This window comes from Acinetobacter sp. V89_4, assembly GCF_029967875.1.
Classification (GTDB): domain Bacteria; phylum Pseudomonadota; class Gammaproteobacteria; order Pseudomonadales; family Moraxellaceae; genus Acinetobacter; species Acinetobacter oleivorans.
The window spans coordinates 520,228-542,497 of record NZ_JASCAI010000028.1 but is presented as its reverse complement, the minus strand read 5'-3'; the positions used below and the strand labels follow the sequence as shown (position 1 = coordinate 542,497).

The following is a 22,270-nucleotide window of genomic DNA, read 5'->3' as shown; positions in this document are numbered from 1 at the left end:
AATATATTATTTAATTGTATTTATTAAATAATATAGAAATATTAATTTAATTTATTCAATAATTAATAAGTTTTATTAAAAAATAAAAGCTTTTAAATGATAGTGTTTTACCATCTAAATAAAATAAGTAATTGTATTTTAATGATATTTTAAAATTTAAATAAATTACATTGTTTTTAAATATTTTAGTGATATTTTATTTTTAAGCTCATTTACCTATTATCACGCATAGATACTGTGATTTTTATCATTTTAGGTTTGGGATAACCTAAATATCTTTTGGTAATTTTATTGAACCTAATATTTATTCTTTAGGGAGAAGGAATATATGTGGGAATTATTTGTAATTCTACTTTCACTTGGGCTGTTAATGTATACAGCTTACAAGGGCTTTTCTGTCATTCTTATGGCACCAATTTGTGCCTTACTTGCTGTTCTACTTATTAACCCAGCTAATGTTTTACCATTTTATTCGGGTGTCTTTATGCCGAAAATGGTGAACTTTATTAAAGATTACTTTCTTGTATTCTTGCTTGGCGCAATTTTCGGTAAAGTCGTTGAAATGTCAGGAATTGCTGAGTCTATTGCTCGAACCATTGTGAGATGGATTGGGGCGAAAAAGGCAATTTTAACCGTTGTACTTTTAGGTGCAATTTTGACCTACAGTGGAGTAAGTTTATTTGTTGCTGTATTCGCAATTTATCCTTTTGCAAACCAGCTATTTAGACAAGCCAATATTCCAAAACGTTTAATTCCGGGAACCATCGCGCTAGGCGCATTTACATTTACCATGGATGCATTGCCGGGTACGCCACAAATTCAAAACGTAATTCCAACTACATTCTTTGGCACCAATATTTATGCCGCACCATTTCTAGGAATTATTGGTGCTATTTTTGTTCTATGCATGGGTTTGAGCTACTTAGAATGGCGTCGTCGTGCTGCTGCAAAAGCTGGAGAAGGGTTCTCTGGGTTTGGTGTAAACGATACACCATCTCAAGAAATTGAAGCCGATATGAACTTGCAAACCAATGGAAGTACGGCTCGTCAGTTTTTAGCGTTTGTACCTCTTATTCTTGTTGCAGTAATGAACAAATATTTGTCTAAAGCAATCAAAGAGTGGTACCCAAATGGCTTTGATTTTGCCACTGTTGGTTTAGCTGACTACACCGTAGATGTAGCAAAAACTGGTGCGATCTGGGCGGTTGGTCTTGCGCTCATTGTCGGGATTATTTCTGCAATTTTATTTGATTATCAACGTGTCGTGACGAATTTTAAAGAAGGTATTAATGCCAGTATTGGTGGCTCACTTTTAGCAGTGATGAATACGGCTTCTGAGTATGGCTTTGGTGCAATTATTGCGTCATTACCAGGCTTTGCCATGATTAGTCATGCAATGAGCAGTACTTTTACAAACCCTTTAGTGAATGGGGCTGTGACCACAACAGTATTAGCAGGTATTACCGGTTCGGCTTCTGGTGGTATGAGTATCGCTTTAAGTGCGATGGCTGAACACTATAATGCCGCGATTTTAGCTGCTGGTATTCCACCAGAAGTCATGCACCGTGTGGTTGCGATGGCGTCGGGTGGTATGGATACCTTACCGCATAATGGTGCTGTTATCACTTTACTCGCTGTTACAGGGTTAACCCATAAACAATCGTATAAAGATATTTTTGCAGTTACGGTAATTAAAACATTAGCGGTATTTGTGGTGATTACGGTCTTTACCGTAACGGGTATTGTTTAAATCAGCACGTTATAAGTATTAAGGAGTAAATAGATGACTAAACTTTTAGACGGTAAAGTTGCTTTTATTACAGGTTCTGCAAGCGGTATCGGTCTAGAGATTGCTAAGAAATTTGCTCAAGAAGGTGCCAAAGTTGTTATTTCTGACATGAATGCTGAAAAGTGCCAAGAAACGGCGAACTCACTTAAAGAGCAAGGTTTTGATGCGCTATCTGCACCATGTGATGTAACTGATGAAGATGCTTATAAACAAGCCATTGAGCTGACTCAAAAGACCTTTGGAACCGTTGATATATTAATTAATAATGCTGGTTTCCAACATGTTGCACCTATTGAAGAGTTTCCAACGGCAGTTTTTCAAAAGCTAGTTCAGGTTATGTTAACAGGGGCATTTATTGGTATTAAGCATGTTTTTCCAATTATGAAAGCTAAAAAATATGGTCGTATTATTAATATGGCTTCAATTAATGGCCTAATTGGTTTCGCTGGAAAGGCAGGTTATAACAGTGCTAAACATGGCGTGATTGGCCTAACAAAAGTTGCGGCATTAGAATGTGCACGTGATGGTATTACGGTAAATGCTCTATGTCCGGGTTATGTAGATACACCATTGGTTCGTGGGCAAATTGCAGATTTGGCTAAAACCCGTAATGTAAGTTTAGACAGTGCGCTTGAAGATGTAATTTTGGCAATGGTTCCTCAAAAACGGTTGCTCTCTGTTGAAGAAATTGCTGACTATGCAATTTTCCTTGCGAGTAGCAAAGCAGGTGGGGTAACAGGCCAAGCTGTCGTGATGGATGGTGGTTACACCGCTCAATAATTTAAGTATTTTATAAAAGCCGCTTATTTTAAATGGGCGGTTTTTTATTCGTTAAAATTTACGATAGTCTACTATTCGAAATAATGATTTATCTCTACTCTAGTTGCTTATAAAAAATCTAATAAAATAAGTTTGTTAAAGTATGAAATTATACTTTAAAGGTATTTAACTTATTTCCATTTTTAAAATCTAATAGAGTATGAGAAAGTAATCTTTACTCTCTTTCTTGATTCGATATTTTTCAGGAAAACTCGTCAATTAAAGGATATTAATTGGCATACAAGTTGCTTTTTAAGCAATAAGTTATTTAGCTAGGTGAAAAGGATATGAAATCACTCAGCCAACAGACGGAACTCAATCATTATTCACGCAAAGCTGAATTTGCGCAGAATTTGATGTCCACAATTTGTGGGGAACACCGTCTAGACACCATTTACAAAGATACTCTCGATTTTCACTATGACGGAATGCGTTTGCCTAATAAAAAAATGGCAATCGGTACAATCAGTTATGGTGCAAACGTTGCCATTAACATCTCAAATTTAAAAGCGTATAGCATTAGCTTACCTATACAAGGGCGACAAGCCCTCAACATTCGTGGTGCTCATTATCAATCTGATGAAAACAGGGGCCTTATTGTTTCAAACAACGATCAGCAAGATTTGATTATCGATAAAGATTGCAGAAAATTTCAGGTGGTTATTCCTGAACGAAGTATGCAGATTGTCCTTGCGGATCTACTGAATAAACCTATAGAAGCTCCCATTATTTTTAATCCTGAAATGCATTTAGACTCTGAGCAACTTATTGGTGCATGGTGGAAGAACATTCAAAATTTTGTACAGTTAAAATCGCAATATAGCAATTTTTATGGTTTGCAGATGTTGTCTGAAGACTATGAAAATTTTGTAATTAAAGCGTTATTGTTGTCTCAAGAAAATAACTACTCTGAAGCCTTAAAGTTACTCTCACATCAGGATGAGCCAGCGTATATTCGTAAGGTTCGTAATTTTATTATTGAACATGCGCACGAAGAAATCTGTGCAGAAGACCTACAACGTCTGGCTGGGGTTTCAAAATCAAAATTGTATGATGAATTTCAACAGTACTACGGCACCAGCCCAATGTCGTACTTGAAGAAATATCGTCTCCAACAAATTTATAAAATCCTGAGCACCACAGGAGCAGATAGAAAAGTTTCTATTTCAAAGCTTGCTTATGACTGGGGCTTTAACCATTTAAGTCGTTTTTCTCAAGAATATCGTGAAGAGTTTGGAGAAAATCCAAGTGAGACCAAAGGCAAAATTTTCTGATATTTAACTTTCGCAATAAAAAACTGATTTAGGCAACTAAATCAGCTTTTATTTATCGCTTAATATTTATAGACTTTCTTCTAGCTTTAACACTTGTTTGCTTTTAGATTTTTCATAGATCACTTTGAGGCTAAGTGCAATAAATGAGACGAAGGTTGGTAGTGCGAGAATAAAGAAAATACCGCTTAAGCTTAGGTTGAAAGTAAAAATAAGCGAGCCAAAGAAAGCACCTAAAATTGCACCGATACGACCAATACCATGCATCCATGAAACACCAACCGCGCGGCACACTGCTGGATAGAACATAGCTGCAAGTGGTAGTAATGAAGACTGAGCGCCAGCGAGTAATGCACCAATTAAGAAAATAGTAAGACCTAACAAGAAAATATTTGAGCTCACCAGACCAGCAACAATGAATAGGCCGAAAGCGATGAGATATGAATATTTAATCACTGTAGTTGGATTAAGTTTATCCATGTACCATCCCATAATGGTTGCACCAATCACACCACCAAAAGGGAAAATCGCTGCAATTAAACTAAACTGTTGAGTACTAAAACCTGCTGTTTTTAAAATCGTTGGCATCCAGCTTGTTAAAAGATAAAACACCAATAGACTGGTAAAGCAGCAGAGCCAAAGCATGCTTGAACCCCAAAGGTATTTTCCTAAAACCACTTTAACCGGATTTTCATCTGAGGCATTTTCTGCTTGAGTTAAAACAAGTTTTACCGGTTCTTGGAACGAATGGCCTTGAATGTTTTCTAAAATACGCTGAGCTTTATCTTGTTGATGACGTGTAATTAAGTATTGTGTTGATTCAGGCAATTTAAGTAATAAAACAACCACTAAAATTAGGGGAATACTTCCGCCAATAATAATCACTTTCGCCCAGCCATAACTTTCTAATAGATAAGCTGATAGCACACCGCCGCAAGAAATACCCAACATAAAACCACAGCCAGCAAGACCAGTTAGGAATGCTTTACGTTTTACAGGCATATATTCAGAGACAATGGTACTGATGTTTGGCATGGCTGCGCCTAAACCAACACCTGTAATAAAGCGATAAATCATTAAGTCTTGGGTTGAATTGGCAAAGCCACACAAAATTGTAAATATTGAAAATAAAAGGCTTGTAAAAACAATGACACCTTTACGTCCAAACTTATCGGACAAAGGCCCAGAAATGATTGCACCGATCGACATGCCGACTAACGCAGCACTTAAAACAGGAGCAAGTTGAGGCTTGGTAATACCCCAATCATCCAGTAAGGCTGGAGCAATAAAACCAATAATTCCCGTGTCTAGACCATCACAGAAAAAGACGAAAAAGCCTAGGATAAAAACTATCCACTGGAGTGGAGACAGTTTTTCGCGGTTGATAATCGTGTTTGCATCTATCGTTTTCATACGTATTCCTTATTCATTAAAATTTTTTGCTGTAATTGACGAAGAAACGGTTTTCAGAGAAATCGTTTCCATGCTTAACGTCGTAATTGATGAAGATGTACTGAAGAGCTAAGCCTTTGAGGAATGGCTGTTGAAGGGCATAATTCACAATAACGTTTGCTTCACTTTCTTTATTTTTTAAGCCATCTGCTGTTTTGAAGTGATCGCCATATACATATTTGAAAGTGGTATTTAAACCAGGCACATAATCTTTAAAGTCATAGCCATAGATGAAGTGATAAGACTTTTCATCTTGTTTGAAGAAACCAGTGGTGTTCCAGTTAATGAAATAAGTTTCAGGCAAGAAACCATCTGGTAACGGGTAAGCAGACTCACCAATAATTTGCTGATAACCCAAACCAAAGCTATGATTTTTTACTTTAAGCGTTTCTAGTAACCCTACATTTTGTGCATCGATGTCAAAAAGATTTCCATTATCTTTGGCATTGAAATATTTGAATTTTGAATTAACTGAAAAATTAGATTTTTTCCATAGGTGGTCAACGCCGACATAATGTTTGTTATATAAATCCTCCATATTTCCAAAGTAATATTCACCCTTCAACGTAGGCGTAAATTGATAGCGAAGATCTATGTAGTTAAGTCCATCGGAGTAGCCAGTCACACCTTTTGAAGTAAAAGAAAATCGATGAAAATCTTCTTCATTTCGCGGCGATACTTTTTCAATACGACCAATTTCTGCAAAAAGCTTATCGTTTAGCTGACTCTTAAGATTAGTTCCCAAATAAGACGTCAGAAGTTGTCGGCTTGCATCTACAGTTGTTACGGGTAAATCCAGCCATAATTCACCAATGCTTAGTAGTGTCTTGTTATAGCCTAACTTTAAAGTCGCGCCATATTTTAGATAATCAGGTGCTTGGGACTGCGTGGCTTTATCAAAAGGTAATACCGTATCTGCAACATGTTTATCTTGGCTTAAACGAACCGCATATTGTGCTGAAGCATTTGCGCCAATTTGAATCGGGGTTCCTCCAATTTCTAACGGCGTATCATGCATATTTGAGTTGAAAAATAGAGAAACTGATTGTGACCAGCTACCTGTATCTTTTACATCTGGATTGTCATAGTTTCTGTCTATATATGCATTTTTTGATGTAAATTTCCATTCTTCATCCGCTGAATAAGCCTGAGTAGAAAATGCACTACAACATAAAATATTGATGAGCATTAACGTTTTTTGTTGTCCATAAATTGGCCATGGTCGATGCATAAATAAACGCCTTAATTTAGAAAATGACTGGGCTTTTTTATGTAATCAAATTAATTACATGACTTGATTGAACTATTTTTAGCCAATCGTCACTATCCAATAAGTCCTAATCTTCATCCATTTTTTCCAAATTAGATAAAAAGTATTAATTTAATTTTTTAATTTAAAGTTATGAAATTTATTAGTTTTCTTATTTTTAGTGTTTTATCCATTTTTATTGATTTTGATAATTGCGCAGAGATTGGATAGTGCTTGCAGCTTTTGGACAGCCTAAAAAAATATTCGGATAGAAGATAAAGCCATAACAATGTCAGGAGTTGACACTATGGCTGGTCAAATCGTTCAAATTAAAACAGCATCTGGAAAGCAGTTCAGTGCATATCTAGCAACACCAGAAACAGGAAAAGGACCTGGAGTTGTGCTTTGTCAGGAAATCTTTGGGGTGAATGCAGCCATGCGAGAAAAAGCAGAATTTCTTGCAGAAGAAGGCTATACCGTTTTAGTTCCTGATTTATTTTGGCGTGTAGCACCTAATATAGAACTGGGTTACACACCAGAAGATTTTCAAAAAGCTTTCGAGCTTTATCAGCAATATGATGAAAATCTTGGGGTTGAAGATATTCAGGATAGCTTAGCTTTTTTAAAGACTCGACCAGAATGTGACTCCTCTACAGGCCTCGGTGTGGTGGGGTACTGTTTGGGTGGAAAGCTAGCTTACTTGGCAGGTTGTCGACTTTCGGAAGTGGCATGTGCTGTAGGTTATTACGGTGTAGGCATTGAAAAAGAGTTAGATGAGTTAGCTAACGTAAAGGGTCGTTTGGTTTTACATATTGCAGAACTGGACCAATTTACACCGCCAGATGCGAGACAAGCGATTGTTGATGCGGTCAACCAATATTCAAATGTACAAACTTATGTTTATGAAGGTGTTGATCATGCTTTTGCACGCCCTAAAAGCAATCATTATCACAAACCGTCAGCACGTTTTGCCCACGAGCGTACAGTAACCGCTCTACATGACACGATTGGACCAAAATATGACTTAGTTGCGCTATGGGAAGAGCATATTCGTCATGAGTTTGATACGCGTGATGTGCCAGCAACCATGGCAACGATGGTCGCAGAACCTTATGTCAACCATATTCCAACTTTAACTGGTGGTGTAGGCCAAAGCCAGCTTGCTCGTTTTTATCAATATCATTTTGTTCACCAAAACCCGAAAGATATGAAGATTACTTCGATCTCTCGTACGGTTGGCTCAACACAAGTGGTCGATGAGTTCATTATGAGCTTTACCCACGACGCTGAAATTGACTGGTTATTACCGGGTGTAAAACCGACTGGTAAATATGTCGAGATTCCAATGTTGGGTGTAATTCAGTTCAGAGGTTCAAAGCTGTGTCATGAGCATATTTACTGGGATCAAGCATCGGTGCTTGTTCAAATTGGTTTATTAGACCCGGCAGGTTTACCCGTTGCAGGTGTAGAGACCGCGCGAAAACTTCTTGATGAAGATCTTCCTTCAAATACGTTGATGCCATCTTGGTCAAGTAGTGAAGGCAAACCAGTCAATTAAGGAGTATCTACAATGAATATAGATTTAAAAGGAAAAGTCGCTGTGGTAAGTGGCGGTGCAACACTGATTGGTAAAGCTGTTGTACAAGCTTTGGTAAGTGCAGGTGCTCATGTCGCTATTTTAGATATTGATGCCAAAGGCAAAGTGATTGCAGAAAGCTTTAACCATGACGTGATGTTTATCCAAACCGATTTAACCAGTGATGCAGCTATTCAACAAGCTGTGGCAGATATTCACCAACATTTAGGTGAAGTGAGTTACTTAGTCAATCTGGCATGTACATATTTAGATGACGGTTTTAAATCCTCACGTCAGGATTGGTTACAAGCACTCGATATTAATTTGGTCTCTACCGTTGAGCTGAGCCGTGCTTTTTACAATGACCTAAAAAAGCAGCAAGGTTCAATCGTTAATTTTACTTCAATCTCGGCCAAAGTGGCACAAACAGGGCGCTGGTTATATCCAGTGTCTAAAGCCGCGATATGTCAACTCACACAAAGCATGGCAATGGATTTTGCTGCCGATGGTATTCGCGTCAACTCAGTTTCACCGGGTTGGACATGGTCTCGTGTTATTGCAGAAGTCAGCGGTAATAACCGCGAAAAGGCCGATAGCGTGGCAGCCGATTATCACTTGTTAGGTCGATTGGGTCATCCCGAAGAAGTTGCCAATGTTGTTTTGTTTTTATTGTCACCCGCTGCGAGCTTTGTGACCGGAGCAGATTACGCAGTCGACGGTGGCTATTCAGTAATGGGCCCTGAAGGATCACAGCCCGCTATTCCACGTTTAGCCGAATAGCACAGCGTTTTAAAAGCACATTTAGAAAATTATGGAGAATATTATGCGCCGTATTGCAATTGTTGGAGCAGGACAGTCTGGTTTACAGCTTGGTTTAGGCTTATTAGATATAGGCTATGACGTGACAATGATCACCAACCGAACTGCCGATGAAATCCGCCAAGGCAAAGTCATGTCAAGCCAGTGTATGTTTCATACCGCTTTACAAACTGAACGTGACTTGGGACTGAATTTTTGGGAAGAGCAATGTCCAGCGGTAGAAGGTATTGGGCTGGCTTTAGTTACTCCTGAAAATGGTGGTAAAGCATTTGAATGGAGTGCTCGTCTTGAGCGCTACGCTCAATCGGTCGATCAACGTGTCAAAATGCCATATTGGATGGAAGAATTTGAACGCCGTGGCGGTCGATTAGTAATTCAGGATGTGGGTATAGAAGAGTTAGAACAACTCGCAAATGACTACGAGCTTGTATTACTCGCGGCTGGTAAAGGTGAAGTCGTTAAACAGTTTGAGCGTGATGATGCACGCAGTGTCTTTGATAAACCTCAGCGCGCTTTGGCTTTGACCTATGTCAAAAACATGAAGCCAATTTCCCCATACTCTCGTGTGACTTTTAACATTATTCCTGAAGTCGGTGAGTACTTTTCATTTCCAGCACTTACCGTGAATGGTCCTTGCGACATTATGGTGTTTGAAGGAATTCCAAATGGACCAATGGATTGCTGGCAAGATGTGAAAACACCTGAACAGCATCTGCAATGTAGTTTGGACTTACTCAAGAAATTTGTACCTTGGGAATATGAACGCTGCGCAAATGTTGAGTTAACCGATGCTGGTGGATATTTAGCAGGGCGTTTCCCACCGACAGTACGCAAACCCGTTTTAACCTTACCGTCTGGCAAGAAAATTTTTGGTATGGCAGATGCCTTGGTGGTGAATGACCCGATTACTGGTCAAGGCTCAAACAACGCTGCTAAGTGTAGCAAAATCTATTTCGATGCCATTTTAGCCAATGATAATCAAAACTTTAGCGAACAATGGATGGTTCAAACTTTTGAACGTTATTGGGCTTATGCAGAAAAAGTGGTGGCTTGGACCAATAGCCTGTTAGTACCGCCGCAACCCCATGTTGTTGAGCTATTAGCAGCCGCAAGCCAAAACCAGAGCATTGCTTCCATTATGGCCAATAACTTTGATGACCCTCGTGCCTTTGCTCCTTGGTGGTTTGATGCAAATCAGGCTCAAGCATTCATGGCCTCAAAAACCGCAGCAAAAGTGGCTTAATAGCAAAACAGCAAAGGGAGATATGAAAATGGACACAATTGAAACTTTAGCTTTACAAGCAATTAATGCAGAAAACACAAGAGAAATCCGTAATTTGCTTGGACAGTTTGCAACTGGCGTTACCGTGATTACAACTCGTGGTAAAAATGGTCGAAAAATAGGAATGACAGCCAATTCCTTTTCATCACTGTCTTTAGATCCGCCATTAATTTTGTGGAGTCTTTCAAAAACAGCGCCAAGTTTGTCTGATTTTGTTGAAGCTGAATATTTTGCCATTCACATGTTGGCACAAGAGCATCATCAGCTTTCAGGACATTTTGCTCGAGGTGCTGAAGATAAATTTGCAGGCATTGCCCATCAGCAATGCAATGCAGGCATTCCAATTTTATCCGATGCACTCGCAACCTTGGTTTGCCGCAATGTAAATCAGTATGAAGGCGGCGATCACCTGATTTTCATTGGTCAGATTGAACAATACCAACAACGCCAAGGTGAACCTTTGGTATTCCATGCAGGAAAGTATCGGATTGCCGCAGAGCATCCAGAATTAGCACATTAATTCACCACAATCACGATCAATCCGGTCGTGATTTTTTTATAGGAAATAAGAAGATGAAAAGCACTTTAATTAAACATGGCTTTTTAGCAGGGACATTGTTGGGTTTGCCATTAGTTTCTCATGCCTACGATTTACCGACCGTAAACTTAGGTATGACCAGCTTTCTCGATGGAGGTTTACCCGCAGGGCCTGGCTGGTATGCTCAAACTTACTTTCAAAATTACGATAGTAATAAACTGGTCGATGCCAATGGACAAAAATTAGGTTTACCTAAAACAGATTTAAATTATCAAGTACTGGTTGAACAGATTAGTTATTTATCGAATGTCCGAGTAAAAGATAAAGCTAGCCTAGGCATGAATTTTTTAATTCCTTTTGTCAGCAAAATGGATGTGGATGATGGCTTGAATAATGCTGCAATTAAGGCCCAAAGTGGCTTTGGGGACATTATGATTGGACCTTTTATTCAGTTCGATCCAGTCATGGGCGCGCAAGGACCGAAGTTTGTACATCGTTTTGAGTTTCAGGTGAATTTACCTACTGGCGAATACGATCAACAAAAAGATATTAACCCCAGTAATAATGCTGTTTCATTTGACCCTTATTGGGCTGCAACGTATTGGTTTAATCCTAAATGGACTGCATCCACACGTATTCATTATCTCTATAACTTTAAGAATAATGACCCAAGCTATGCTTTTGCTGGAGCAAATGATATGCAAGCTGGGCAAGCAATTCATGCAAACTTTGCAACAGACTATGCCATTACTGAACAGTTCCGTTTAGGACTAAATGGCTATTGGCTAAAACAAGTCACTGATACCGAAGTCGATGGTGAAAAAGTTAAAGGCCGACGTGAACAAGTTTGGGCTATTGGCCCAGGCGCAATGTATAGTTTTTCTAAAAATGATCACTTGGTTGCAAATGCTTATTTTGAGCAAGATGCTGAAAACCGCCCAGAAGGTACGCGACTACAAGTTCGTTATGTTCATCATTTTTAAGTCATAAAAAAAGCCTTTTATATCTAAAATATAAAAGGCTTTTATCTATTTGTTTTAAGAAAAAATTGAAGTAATTAAACCCGAGCCGTCGACTTGCCCTGAACGGCGTGTAGAAGAGGGTAACTCACCATAACGGCGTTTGTACTCTTGAGAAAAACGGCCTAAATGGGTAAATCCCCACTTAAATGCAACGTCTGTGACTGATAGATTTTCATTGTGCATGAGCTCTAAATGAGCTTGTTCAAAACGTAATTCTTTAAGATAAGACATTGGGGTAGTCCCCAAATAATTTTTAAAGCCAGTAAATAGTGTTCTCACACTCACGCCCGCATGTTCAGCTAAAATTTCGACATTAAGTGGCTCATGTAAATGTTCTTTAATATAGGCTTCTGTGCGCTTCACGAAATAAGGAGAGACTGTTTTTTCTTTATGCTGATCTATTTTATGTAATGCATTATTGGGTTGACCATAAATGAGAGCATTAAACAAATTTGACTCAAATTGTTTAAAGGCTAAAGGATGATGGAGTGGATGTTGATCACATGCTAAAGCATCCATCAGTGTTCTAACGAGCTGTAAAAAGTAGCTTCCACTTTGTGTAGCAAAGTCTAATTTTGGGTCGAAAACAAGTAAGTTATTTTCTGAATCAGCAATGTGTTGACGGCAATGGTAGGTAAAATCATCCTTTGAAACTTTTAGAATAAGCTGTGGTGAGTTCGCATGCCAGCACATACGTAAAGATTGCTGAGGAGAAATAAGAGAAGCAACTTGAGAATAAGAAATAAACTTTTGTGAACCGAATTCGATTTCTGCGTAGCCTTGAGTTGGAATTTGAATTAAGTAAAAGCTATCAAGGTGATCTGGTTCAATAATGACATCCGCACCATATTCCAAGCGACTAATAGATAGTGCGCCTGTTTTAACATGGTGCATGGTTGCACTGAAATCTCGCTTCTGCTGAGAGATTTTAAGATCATGCGGTTTAAAAATTTGGCCTACATTTCGGCAAGTTTCGCTTAAATCGTGGTGATCGAACACCAGATTATGATTGGTAAAGATAGACTCATTTTGAAAATGACGCCCACTGAGTTCTGGGGAGTTGGCTTGGTTCATATTTATCCCTTTTGGCTCACTCCTGTATTTACTTGTATTGCAAGAGCTTTAAAACTTCGCTGCACAGCAAGTAAATACGGCACTTAAAAAATTAAGTTACTCGCAAATTACAATGAGATATAAGCAAAATACAGACCAATTTAACCGCTAGTTAATGTGATTTTCTCAAATTTTTACATCGGATTTTGTCCATCAATTTAATACATTTGAGAAATAGAATAGAGGGATACAAAAGGTGCTATAAGTTAATCTCATCATGATCTTATTCCTTAAGATCTATCAAAATTTATAGCAAATCCGAGTGAGCTGGTCAATTTATTTTGTCGGAATTTGTTATTTTATGTTGTTGATATATAAAAACTTTTAATTTAAATGCAAAAATTCAATATACCCCCTACAGAGTATATTGAATCATTTCAGGTTTTAGTGGTTTTTAAATTATTTATACTTCAACGTGAGGTATTACTCTGTAAAAACTTCTCGCTGTAAATACGGTAGTTTTGCAAAGATTGTTCATCTAACCAATTTTTAACAGCTTCAATCATTGGTGGTGGACCACATAAATACATATCAAAAGCCTGCTCGGCCAATTGATCTTTATTTAAGTGCTCATGAATATAGCCTGCTTTGCCTTGCCATGTTTCAGTTGCTTTAGTCACAATCGGGTGATAACTAAAGTTTGGTAGCTGCTCCGCGTAGGCATGTAAACGTTGTTGTTCACACAAGTCAGTTTCATTATTTACGCCGTAATACAACTGAACGGCAGGTGAGTTAGGCTGCTCGACCAAGTTATCAAGCATTCCTAAAAATGCGGATAAACCTGTTCCACCCGCCACAAAAACTAGTGGTCGTTCTACTTCACGTAAGTAGAAACTACCAAGCGGCGCTTCGATGAATAGGGGCTGTCCAACCTGACAACGATCACGCAAATAATTACTCATCACACCATCAGGCAAGAGACGAATTAAAAACTGTAATTGATTGGTTGCGTTTGGTCTATTTGCAAAAGAATAAGAGCGCCAGTCTTCAGTATCTGGAATTTGCAAACGAGCATATTGACCCGGCAAAAACTGAAGTTGTGCGGTATGACTGCTCGCATCAAGATGTAAAATTGCTGTTGTTTCAGAAACCAGCTCAACCGCAGTCACTTTGGTTTCAATTTTTAAGGTATCACCAGCATTACAGATAGCAGAATCATGATCGAAATAAAAAGCTGCATCGGATTTCACACGTGTCTGGCAAGCTAACATTTTACGCTCAGCCAAATCACGCTCACTTAATGCATCTTCATCAACATATTCTTGTTCATAAATACCAGTTTCACACTGACCCTGACAGGTACCACAAACACCTTCACGGCAGTCTAGCGGTAGGTTAATTCCTTGGCGAACTGCTGCATCAAGCAACAATTCGTCGTTATTTACTGAAATGAAAAAGGTTTTGCCATCGGCAAAGTTAAGTGCAACTGAATGTCCCATTTTCATTCCCCTTAAACGTGATAGAAGTCTAAAACGGAATCAATTTTGTCATTAAGCAAAATGCTGTGCTGAAGACGAATACGGAAACCATCTGCAGTTTGGCGTAAAAGATAAGTGGCATGTCCGTAAAAACATCCTTCTAAACCTTGACGGTTATAAAGCGTTTGCCATGCAACTTTTGCTTCAATTAATCCATCATCCAGTGTTTTAACTCGAATGTTGTTTATGCTGTGCAAAGTACGTGGTAACGGTGTTGCAGACGCCGCTTTTCCGGTACGAATACGGAATACACGATCTTCAAGTCCCGTACGGTCCGCATAATAAATATAAGACAAGCCCTGATTTGGATCTTGAACATAGTTATGGTCATCAATCCACTGTGGAATATGATATTCACTATCTTCATCGTAAAGCTCTAGGTAGGCATCCCAGTCATAAGCGTCACAAAGTTCTGCTTTTTTGTACAAAAACTGAGATACAGCAAAATATAGTTCTTGTGACATGGTTACACCTCATCCATTACGGCATTGTTTTCAAAAGTAATATCCTGCATTTTCAAGGCTTTCTTATTTAAGCCATCGAGCATTAGACGTTGCCAGTGTCCATGTTGGTTTACATAGAGTCCTTCATGGGTAAACTCTCGGCCAGTAATAACGGGTTGAATACCTAAATCTTGTGAGTTTTTAGTTGCGCCGTATTCCCAAGACTGACAACCACGAGAAATATCGCTCCAACGTTCAAGACGTGCCTGAAAACCTTTTTGCTGCTCACGGAATTCAACTAAATCATCTGGTGTACCAAGGCCCGACACATTAAAGAAATCTTCAAACTGGCGAATACGGTTACGGCGTGCTTCTGCAGATTCACCTTTAACGCCAATACACTGACTAATGACTTCGGTTTTATTCCATGCCACAGGGCGAACAATACGAAGCTGAGAACTAATTTGGTCCATAAAAAATAGGCTAGGGTACAAGTTCAAGTTTCTTAAACGGTGCATTGCCCACTCAGCATATTTGTCGCCATATTTTTCGACCATATACGGCATAACTGTGCTGTAGCCCGGACGAACAGTTGGGTTCGGCATGTCACTAAACAGCACGCTATGACCATTTTTGAAACTAAACCAGCCATCGTCAGTTTCTGAATCACCAGCACCTAACTTGCTATAGTCAAGCGTATCGAGTTCTTCACCTTTTGATGCATTGACTTGTTGGCGGTGTTGGACTGTAGAAACATAGTTATAGTGAACAGTACTTACATGGTAACCATCTAGGCCATTTTCATTTTGTAGCTTCCAGTTACCTGCAAAGGTATAAGACGACTTGCCTTGAAGTACTTCCAGTTCACCTGTTGGCGACTGATTAACCATTAAATCAAGGAACAGTTTTGCATCACCTAAAAAGTCTTCTAGAGAATCTGTTGCTTGAGTATCAAGGCTTACAAATACAAATCCACGGTAGCTGGCAATACGGCCTTGTTTTAAGCCACGGCTTGATTTATCAAAATCTTCACAATATTCACCAGGTGCTTTGACTTTCACCAAACGGCCATCTGACTTATAGCACCATGCGTGGAATGGACAAGTAAATGTAGATTGGTTGCCTTTAGCAACCCGTGTTAAGGTCGCTCCACGATGCTCGCAAGCATTGACCATGGCATGTAGTTCGCCTTTACCATCACGGCTCACAATAATCGGTTGACGACCAATTTGAACTGTTAGGAAATCATGATTGTTTGGAATCTCACTTTCGTGACATGCATAAATCCAAACCTTTTCAAAAATAAGTTCCATTTCCAAGTCAAATAGTTCAGGCTCAGTAAACATATTACGTGCAATACGAAACACGCCATCGTTAGGACGGAAGTCGATACATCCATCTACAAAATCATTCCATTGTTTTAAATTAGATGAGGTCATTTGCTCAATCCTATTCATTCAGCTTTTACCTGATTGAACCGCGATTAGGCTTTGGCCTCTATCCGTTTTTTCCAGATCTTTATCCACTTTGTGCAGTTTTGATTTTTAATAAGACTATTTTTAAGAGTTAATCGAGATTTAAATTTGTATATGTCTTAGCTTGTTAAACTTCCCTATAATGTTAGCGAGCATAAAATAAACTTTTGTGAACTAAGTCTATGAAAGAACAAAACTTAAAATTACAGATTAGAATTCTTTTAGAGCAGAACATTGCGTTTGGTCCGGGTAAGGCAGACTTACTTGAAGCAATTGAGAAAACTGGTTCGATCTCACAAGCTGCAAAATCTATGAATATGAGTTACCGCCGTGCATGGCAGCTGGTAGACACTATGAACCAGTGCTTTGAAACAGCTTTAGTTGAAACTCAAACAGGCGGAACACATGGTGGTGGGGCAGCTGTTACAGCTTTAGGCGAGAAAGTCTTACAGCATTATCGCCAAATGGAAATCAATGCTCGACAAGCCTTAGAACATGATTATCAAATTATGAGTAGCTATTTAAAGAAATAAGATGAGAATTATTTTATAAATCAAAGAATTTAAGCGAGAATCAGTTTTGCTTAACTATAGGTTTTTAGTTGCTCAGAAAAAATATCCATCTTTATAAATAATTTCTACTTTTCATCGTCTATGGTTATCGCTATATTCTTGGGTATATATCGCTGCAAAAAACGACAAAAAGGTAAAATATAATGGTAAGTGATACGAAGATAAAAAAGTTGGTTTTAGTCTGTTCAGTCCTCAGCATAGGATTGGTCTTTAATGTTGCAGCCAAAGCTGAATCGGTTACCGTTTATGCAGCAGCGAGCTTAACCAATGCGATTAACGATTTAGAAAAAATTTATGAAAAACAAAATAAAGTAGAAGTTAAAACTTCATATGCAGGCTCATCGACATTAGCCAAACAAATTGAAGCTGGGGCGCCAGCTGATGTATTTATTTCAGCAGATACCCAGTGGATGGATTATCTGCAAAATAAAAAATTAGTTGCAACAAATGACCGTATAAATCTATTAGGCAACCGTCTGGTTCTAATTACCCCTAAAGGGCAGTTACTAAATATAAAACTAGATAAAACGACCGATCCCAATAAAGTATTTACAGGCAAGATTTGTACAGGGGATACCAAAAGTGTGCCTGTCGGCAAATATGCTAAACAAGCTTTTAATAATTTAGGTTGGTGGAGCCGTATTGAGCCAAAGTTAGTTGAAACAGAAGATGTTAGAGCGGCATTAAACTTTGTTGCGCGAGGTGAATGTCAGGTTGGCATTGTCTATGCAACTGATGCAGCGATTAGTAAAGATGTAACAGTAGTTGGTGTATTTCCAGAAAATACCCATTCGCCAATTACTTACCCTGTAGGGATAGTTAAAAAGAATCCAAACTCAACAAAGTTATATCAATTTTTACAAAGCAACCAAGCCAAAGCTGTTTTTAAAAAATATGGCTTTAGCGTATTGGCTCCAGCAAAACCATGATGTTCTCTTTAACCCCAGAAGAACTCAGCGTGCTACAACTTTCTTGTAAGGTAGCGGCAAGTTGTCTTGTGGTCAGCATTATTCCTGCAATTTGTGTGGGATGGTTTTTGGCACGTAAAGAGTTCTGGGGGAAGTCATTCATTGAAACATTGGTGTTCTTACCTTTGGTGTTACCGCCAGTTGTTCCAGGTTATTTGTTATTACAAGTTTTTGGGAGTCGCGGCATTATTGGGCAATATTTGGCACCGCTCGGAATTGATTTTGCATTTAACTGGAAAGGCGCCGTTCTTGCCTCGGCAGTGATGGGTTTCCCGCTATTGGTTCAATCTATTCGATTAGCAATTGAACTGGTCGATCAGCGTTTAGAAATGGCAGCCAAGACATTAGGTGCCTCATCTTTAGGTGCCTTTTTTCATGTCACGTTGCCACTTGCCAGCAGTGGTATTTTAATTGGTGCTATTTTATGTTTTTGCCGTAGTTTAGGTGAGTTTGGTGCGACCATTACCTTTGTGGGTAATATTTCAAATGAAACGCGTACTTTGCCTTTGGCTATGTATAGCTTAATGCAACAGCCCGATACAGAAGCAGCTATTCAAAGGCTTATTGTTTTATCATTAAGTGTGGCTTTTTTAGCCTTATGGTTTGCACAGTGGTTTCATCGTTATCAAAAGAAGCGTTTAGGACGGTAAGGTTATGTTGATTGATTGCCGTTTTCAGCTACAGATGGGTCAATTTCATATTGAGCCTAGTTTCCAGTCAGATGCTTCTGTTATTGGGCTATTTGGTGCCTCTGGGTCAGGTAAAACATCAATTTTACATGCCATTGCAGGGCTGAACACTCCGCATAGTGGACTCATTAAAATACAGAATCAAACATGGTTTGATTCAGATCAAAACATTAACTTAAGTACTCAAAAGCGGCATGTTGGATTGGTTTTTCAAGATGCTCAGCTTTTTCCGCATAAAACGGTAAAGCAAAACTTATTATTTGGTCTTAAGCACTTGTCCCAACAAGAACGTCACTTTGAAGCAGATTATATTATTGAATTATTAAAGTTAAGGCATTTATTAGAACGTATGCCCATCAAACTCTCAGGTGGTGAAAAACAACGCGTAGCACTTGGTCGAGCATTGTTATATTCACCTAAGCTGTTACTACTTGATGAGCCATTATCAGCACTAGATGCGAATCATAAAGCTGAAATTATTCCTTTTTTTCAGAAGGTAAAAGAGGAAATAAAAATTCCGATGATTTATGTGAGTCATGATATTCAAGAAATTAAACAACTGACCGAAACAATGTGGATTTTATAATTTTTCATATTTCGCACATTATTTCAGTCTAGTTTGTTCATGGTTGTTAGCTAGCCCATAAACTGCCAGCTGGAGCCGATTTTAGGCGATCTTGGGCTTGTTGATAAAAACGCCAGAAAGCGAAAGCAAAAATGATAGCTAAGAAATCAACTACTAAGATTTCTCCACCATGTACCCATAAGCCACTTTGAGGAATAAAGTAGGCTAAAAGGGATGTAAGCGGAATTGCAAATAACACCAAAACCAAGGTTAACAGGAGTTGTGGGAGAGCTTTTGCATAGCCAATCACAAAGGTATAAATCAAACTCAGTAGGAAAATCGCATAATAACCATACATAAAGAGGTTATTCATGCTTTCAATGTTAAGCGCTGCGAAAAGCCAACGACTGGCCAACATTGTACCTACGACAGCTAAAACACACCCTAAACATGCACCTATCGTTAAGTTCGCAAGGAACACTACATCTTTACGTTGAACAGGAACAGGATCTTCAGCACGCTTTTGCTTACGTGCTCGAGTTTCAACCCAAAGGATGTTACCTGTATAAAATAAGAAAGCGCCACCGACACCTAACACAAAATAAATCCAACGTACGCCCGTACCACCAAAACTTCCAAAATGTAGACTAAACATGGCGTTGATTAACTTATTCCCAGCATCAGTCTGTGTGTTAATGCCTTTATGATTAAAGTGCTCAACTGCATATGGATTCATACGCATAAAGTCATGATTTGCACCACGCAACATCTGATCTGAGCTATAGAGAGCAATACGTGCATTGGCTTTTTCAGGTTTATCTAGGCCACTGAACTGGATGTAGTCAACTGAATATTCAGGTGCTACTTTTTTAGCTTGAGCTAGTATTTGCTGCACATCAATCTGTGTTTGTTTAGGCTGAATAAGAGCTGGGGGGGAACGCTGAAAAACAGGCTGGCCTTTGAGTGCAAGTTGTCCAATCGCATCATAAAAAAAGTCATGAAAAGCAAAGACAATAACGCTAATACTAATAATGATGTGAAACGGTAAACTGGTAATTCCAATTACATTATGCGCATCTAACCAAAAGCGCTTTTTATTTTTACCAGGCCGAATGACAAAGTAGTCCTTTACCAAGGTTGGTAAAAGAATAATGACTCCTGAAAGCAAGGCAAGAAAATATAAAATTGAAACCACGCCCATCACATAGAGACCTAATCCGTGATGACCTGACATGCCTGGTATGCCTGCTGTTTCATGTAACTGTTCGATTAGCCAGCCAGCTTTAGATAAGTTTTCTTGAGCAACAATTAACTGACCTTTATCATCTAAGCTTGCCATCCACGTAGACTGAGCCGCATTAAAGCCATCTCCACGTTCATGTTCACTCCAAGTAATGGGTGCATAGTGAAATTCATTGGACGATAAATTGAGTGTGAAGTTCTTTTGCACAGCAGGATAGGCAGTCTGTACTTTTTGAATAAGCTCATTATATTGATCGGGTGAGACTTTCGGTAAAACTTGCTGTGTTGGCGTAGCCCACTTACTAATATGGTGCTGAAACATGCTGAGCCCACCAGCAAAGAAACAGATAAAAAGCAAAATCCCAGCACATACACCCACCCAAGTATGCATGCTTTTTGCTAATTTCATGATGTCTGAACGTACTTTCATGTTGAACCCCGTAATACAAAAATACAGCTATACGCTAGGGCATTAGCAATGGATAAATAGATAAGCGCTTTTCGTCCAGTCGTAAAAAAATAACTGCCAAACATAATAGGCATCCAAACCCAAGGAACACTCCACATACCAACTTGCACCAATAAATCCATGGCAACATAAGGCTGGCCTAATAAAACAATTAAATTACCAATCGCGATAGAAAAACTTAGACCTAAAACACCACCTGCAAAAGTTTTACTCCACCAGTCTGGCTGGATCGGAGACTGAATTTTAGCTTTCATGAAACCAGTTTCCGTTTAAAAAGCGCCATAAAAGGGAGGAAGGACCACGCAAAAATGATGAGCATGAACCAGCAAAAAGCGGCAACCACTTTCGGTAAGCTTGCAAAGAGCGTAATAAATCCAATGCCTAATAGCACTAGACCCAAATACTTAAAGAAAGTAGGAAGATGTTGAGACAACAGATTTTGGTTGCTATGACTACAATAGATACTGACGGCTCCCAACAGGGTCAAAAAAAGTCCTATAAGTTTCATAATCGATGTTTATAAGTAAATTAAAGTCAAAATTTACCCAATAGTATAAGTAAATAATAATTATTATCAAATGATAAGTATAATTATTTATGAATTTACAGTAAGTAAGTTAAGATAGGAGATAAGTCATTAAAAATATTTATTTTGAAGTCGAATCCAGTGAGTCATTATCTATATATTCCTGAACAAATCAGTAAATCAATTTATGAAATTTCGAGTCCTATTTTTCTTGCATCAGAGCTATTTTGTTATGGGCTGGATTTATCGCAAACAAAGCATTTGCATATAGACCAAAGATTAGAGCATCCCCTAAAAATTGCTCAAGCGCGTGTCGAACGTAAAAATGAGTACTTATGTGGCAGGGTCTTAGCTCAAGCTGTTTTAAATCATCATTTTGGTTTAGATCAGCCAATAACCTCTATGCACGAACCTTTGCCCATCTGGCCAAATCATGTTTTGGGGAGTATTAGTCATTCACAAAATAAGTTAATTGTTGCGTTATCTAACAATGCGGTTTGTTTGGGAATTGATATTGAGCACTGGGTGACCTCTGAATTTGCTCAAGAGAGTGCACATCTTGTTTTAACACCATCTGAGTTTGATTTATGGAAAACTAAAGCCTGCGAGTTTTTTGATTTTGCCCACTATGTAAGTTTAATTTTCTCTGTAAAGGAAAGCCTTTATAAAGCGGTTTATCCTACTGCAAAGCAATATATCGATTTCTTAGAAGCATCTATCGTTGATATTAATTTTGAAAATCAAACATTAACGCTAACTTTTCTGCCAGAAATTCAGCAGCGCTATCAACTCTTAGAACAATATCAAGGTGGCTGGACCATAGAACAAGACGATATTATGACTTGGGTTTTTCAGGCACGTCATTCTGCTTAAAACAAAAGAAGGCAAATAATTGCCTTCTTTTTTATTTAGA

At 38.6% G+C, this 22,270-nt stretch carries 21 protein-coding genes; 13 read left to right on the top strand and 8 right to left on the bottom strand.

The window, feature by feature from the left end; all coding sequences use genetic code 11:
• The first annotated feature begins 328 nt into the window (after nucleotides 1-328).
• The 3 genes from QLG01_RS14135 (at nucleotide 329) to QLG01_RS14125 (ending at nucleotide 3,882) form a co-directional block, all read left to right on the top strand.
• A complete protein-coding gene (locus QLG01_RS14135; protein WP_216070188.1) occupies nucleotides 329-1,750 on the top strand; it encodes a GntP family permease in 1,422 nt (473 codons plus the stop codon).
• A gap of 33 nt (nucleotides 1,751-1,783) precedes the next feature.
• Entirely contained in the window at nucleotides 1,784-2,569 is a 786-nt protein-coding gene (locus QLG01_RS14130) for a 3-hydroxybutyrate dehydrogenase (RefSeq protein ID WP_282496772.1), read from the top strand.
• Between the two features lie 326 nt (nucleotides 2,570-2,895).
• On the top strand, nucleotides 2,896-3,882 hold the full coding sequence (locus tag QLG01_RS14125; RefSeq protein WP_282496771.1) for an AraC family transcriptional regulator: 987 nt from the start codon (nucleotides 2,896-2,898) through the stop codon (nucleotides 3,880-3,882).
• A 66-nt stretch (nucleotides 3,883-3,948) separates the two neighbouring features.
• Here the strand turns inward: QLG01_RS14125 and QLG01_RS14120 are convergent, their stop codons facing one another.
• A complete protein-coding gene (locus QLG01_RS14120; RefSeq protein WP_282496770.1) occupies nucleotides 3,949-5,292 on the bottom strand; it encodes an aromatic acid/H+ symport family MFS transporter in 1,344 nt (447 codons plus the stop codon).
• A 16-nt stretch (nucleotides 5,293-5,308) separates the two neighbouring features.
• On the bottom strand, nucleotides 5,309-6,562 hold the full coding sequence (locus QLG01_RS14115; RefSeq protein ID WP_282496769.1) for an OprD family outer membrane porin: 1,254 nt from the start codon (nucleotides 6,560-6,562) through the stop codon (nucleotides 5,309-5,311).
• A gap of 325 nt (nucleotides 6,563-6,887) precedes the next feature.
• Here QLG01_RS14115 and QLG01_RS14110 point away from each other — a divergent pair, with 325 nt between their 5' ends.
• Genes QLG01_RS14110 through QLG01_RS14090 form a run of 5 tightly spaced genes read left to right on the top strand, consistent with a single transcriptional unit; the run spans nucleotide 6,888 to nucleotide 11,778 of the window.
• On the top strand, nucleotides 6,888-8,138 hold the full coding sequence (locus QLG01_RS14110; RefSeq protein WP_282496768.1) for a dienelactone hydrolase family protein: 1,251 nt from the start codon (nucleotides 6,888-6,890) through the stop codon (nucleotides 8,136-8,138).
• A gap of 12 nt (nucleotides 8,139-8,150) precedes the next feature.
• Complete coding sequence (locus tag QLG01_RS14105; protein ID WP_282496767.1) at nucleotides 8,151-8,936, top strand: SDR family oxidoreductase; 786 nt, start codon at nucleotides 8,151-8,153, stop codon at nucleotides 8,934-8,936.
• Nucleotides 8,937-8,979: 43 nt separating this feature from the next.
• Nucleotides 8,980-10,218, top strand: coding sequence for a styrene monooxygenase/indole monooxygenase family protein (locus QLG01_RS14100; RefSeq protein WP_282496766.1), 1,239 nt, complete (start codon nucleotides 8,980-8,982; stop codon nucleotides 10,216-10,218).
• A gap of 28 nt (nucleotides 10,219-10,246) precedes the next feature.
• Nucleotides 10,247-10,777 (top strand): flavin reductase family protein, encoded by a 531-nt coding sequence (locus tag QLG01_RS14095; protein ID WP_282496765.1) that lies wholly within the window; start codon nucleotides 10,247-10,249, stop codon nucleotides 10,775-10,777.
• A 53-nt stretch (nucleotides 10,778-10,830) separates the two neighbouring features.
• Nucleotides 10,831-11,778 (top strand): transporter, encoded by a 948-nt coding sequence (locus tag QLG01_RS14090; RefSeq protein ID WP_282496764.1) that lies wholly within the window; start codon nucleotides 10,831-10,833, stop codon nucleotides 11,776-11,778.
• A gap of 54 nt (nucleotides 11,779-11,832) precedes the next feature.
• Here QLG01_RS14090 and QLG01_RS14085 read toward each other — a convergent pair whose 3' ends face one another.
• The 4 genes from QLG01_RS14085 to antA all read right to left on the bottom strand — a co-directional run bounded on the left by QLG01_RS14085 (nucleotide 11,833) and on the right by antA (nucleotide 16,290).
• Nucleotides 11,833-12,891, bottom strand: coding sequence for an AraC family transcriptional regulator (locus QLG01_RS14085; RefSeq protein ID WP_282496763.1), 1,059 nt, complete (start codon nucleotides 12,889-12,891; stop codon nucleotides 11,833-11,835).
• 449 nt (nucleotides 12,892-13,340) lie between these two features.
• Nucleotides 13,341-14,375 (bottom strand): anthranilate 1,2-dioxygenase electron transfer component AntC, encoded by a 1,035-nt coding sequence (gene antC / locus QLG01_RS14080; protein ID WP_282496762.1) that lies wholly within the window; start codon nucleotides 14,373-14,375, stop codon nucleotides 13,341-13,343.
• Nucleotides 14,376-14,380: 5 nt separating this feature from the next.
• A complete protein-coding gene (antB, locus tag QLG01_RS14075) occupies nucleotides 14,381-14,872 on the bottom strand; it encodes an anthranilate 1,2-dioxygenase small subunit (protein ID WP_282496761.1) in 492 nt (163 codons plus the stop codon).
• 2 nt (nucleotides 14,873-14,874) lie between these two features.
• The gene (antA, locus tag QLG01_RS14070; protein ID WP_019459119.1) at nucleotides 14,875-16,290 is read right to left on the bottom strand and encodes an anthranilate 1,2-dioxygenase large subunit; all 1,416 of its coding nucleotides are present in this window, start codon (nucleotides 16,288-16,290) and stop codon (nucleotides 14,875-14,877) included.
• Nucleotides 16,291-16,508: 218 nt separating this feature from the next.
• On the opposite strand from antA, the gene QLG01_RS14065 reads away from it, so the two are divergent.
• From QLG01_RS14065 to QLG01_RS14050, 4 genes are all read left to right on the top strand, one after another.
• Nucleotides 16,509-16,859 carry a LysR family transcriptional regulator gene (locus QLG01_RS14065; RefSeq protein ID WP_282496760.1) on the top strand — a complete coding sequence of 117 codons (351 nt, stop codon included), beginning with the start codon at nucleotides 16,509-16,511 and terminating at the stop codon, nucleotides 16,857-16,859.
• Nucleotides 16,860-17,041: 182 nt separating this feature from the next.
• Complete coding sequence (modA, locus tag QLG01_RS14060) at nucleotides 17,042-17,827, top strand: molybdate ABC transporter substrate-binding protein (RefSeq protein WP_282496759.1); 786 nt, start codon at nucleotides 17,042-17,044, stop codon at nucleotides 17,825-17,827.
• A complete protein-coding gene (gene modB / locus QLG01_RS14055; protein ID WP_000971585.1) occupies nucleotides 17,824-18,516 on the top strand; it encodes a molybdate ABC transporter permease subunit in 693 nt (230 codons plus the stop codon). The genes modA and modB overlap by 4 nt, the downstream gene beginning before the upstream one ends.
• Before the next feature lie 4 nt (nucleotides 18,517-18,520).
• Nucleotides 18,521-19,141, top strand: coding sequence for an ATP-binding cassette domain-containing protein (locus tag QLG01_RS14050; RefSeq protein ID WP_282496758.1), 621 nt, complete (start codon nucleotides 18,521-18,523; stop codon nucleotides 19,139-19,141).
• Nucleotides 19,142-19,187: 46 nt separating this feature from the next.
• Here the strand turns inward: QLG01_RS14050 and QLG01_RS14045 are convergent, their stop codons facing one another.
• Entirely contained in the window at nucleotides 19,188-20,792 is a 1,605-nt protein-coding gene (locus QLG01_RS14045; RefSeq protein WP_282496756.1) for a PepSY-associated TM helix domain-containing protein, read from the bottom strand.
• Complete coding sequence (locus QLG01_RS14040) at nucleotides 20,789-21,085, bottom strand: hypothetical protein (RefSeq protein WP_282496755.1); 297 nt, start codon at nucleotides 21,083-21,085, stop codon at nucleotides 20,789-20,791. Before QLG01_RS14040 ends, QLG01_RS14045 begins: the two co-directional genes overlap by 4 nt.
• A 413-nt stretch (nucleotides 21,086-21,498) precedes the next feature.
• On the opposite strand from QLG01_RS14040, the gene QLG01_RS14035 reads away from it, so the two are divergent.
• Nucleotides 21,499-22,230: a 4'-phosphopantetheinyl transferase superfamily protein gene (locus tag QLG01_RS14035; RefSeq protein ID WP_282496754.1), complete on the top strand. Its 732-nt coding sequence runs from the start codon at nucleotides 21,499-21,501 to the stop codon at nucleotides 22,228-22,230.
• Nucleotides 22,231-22,270 lie beyond the last annotated feature (40 nt).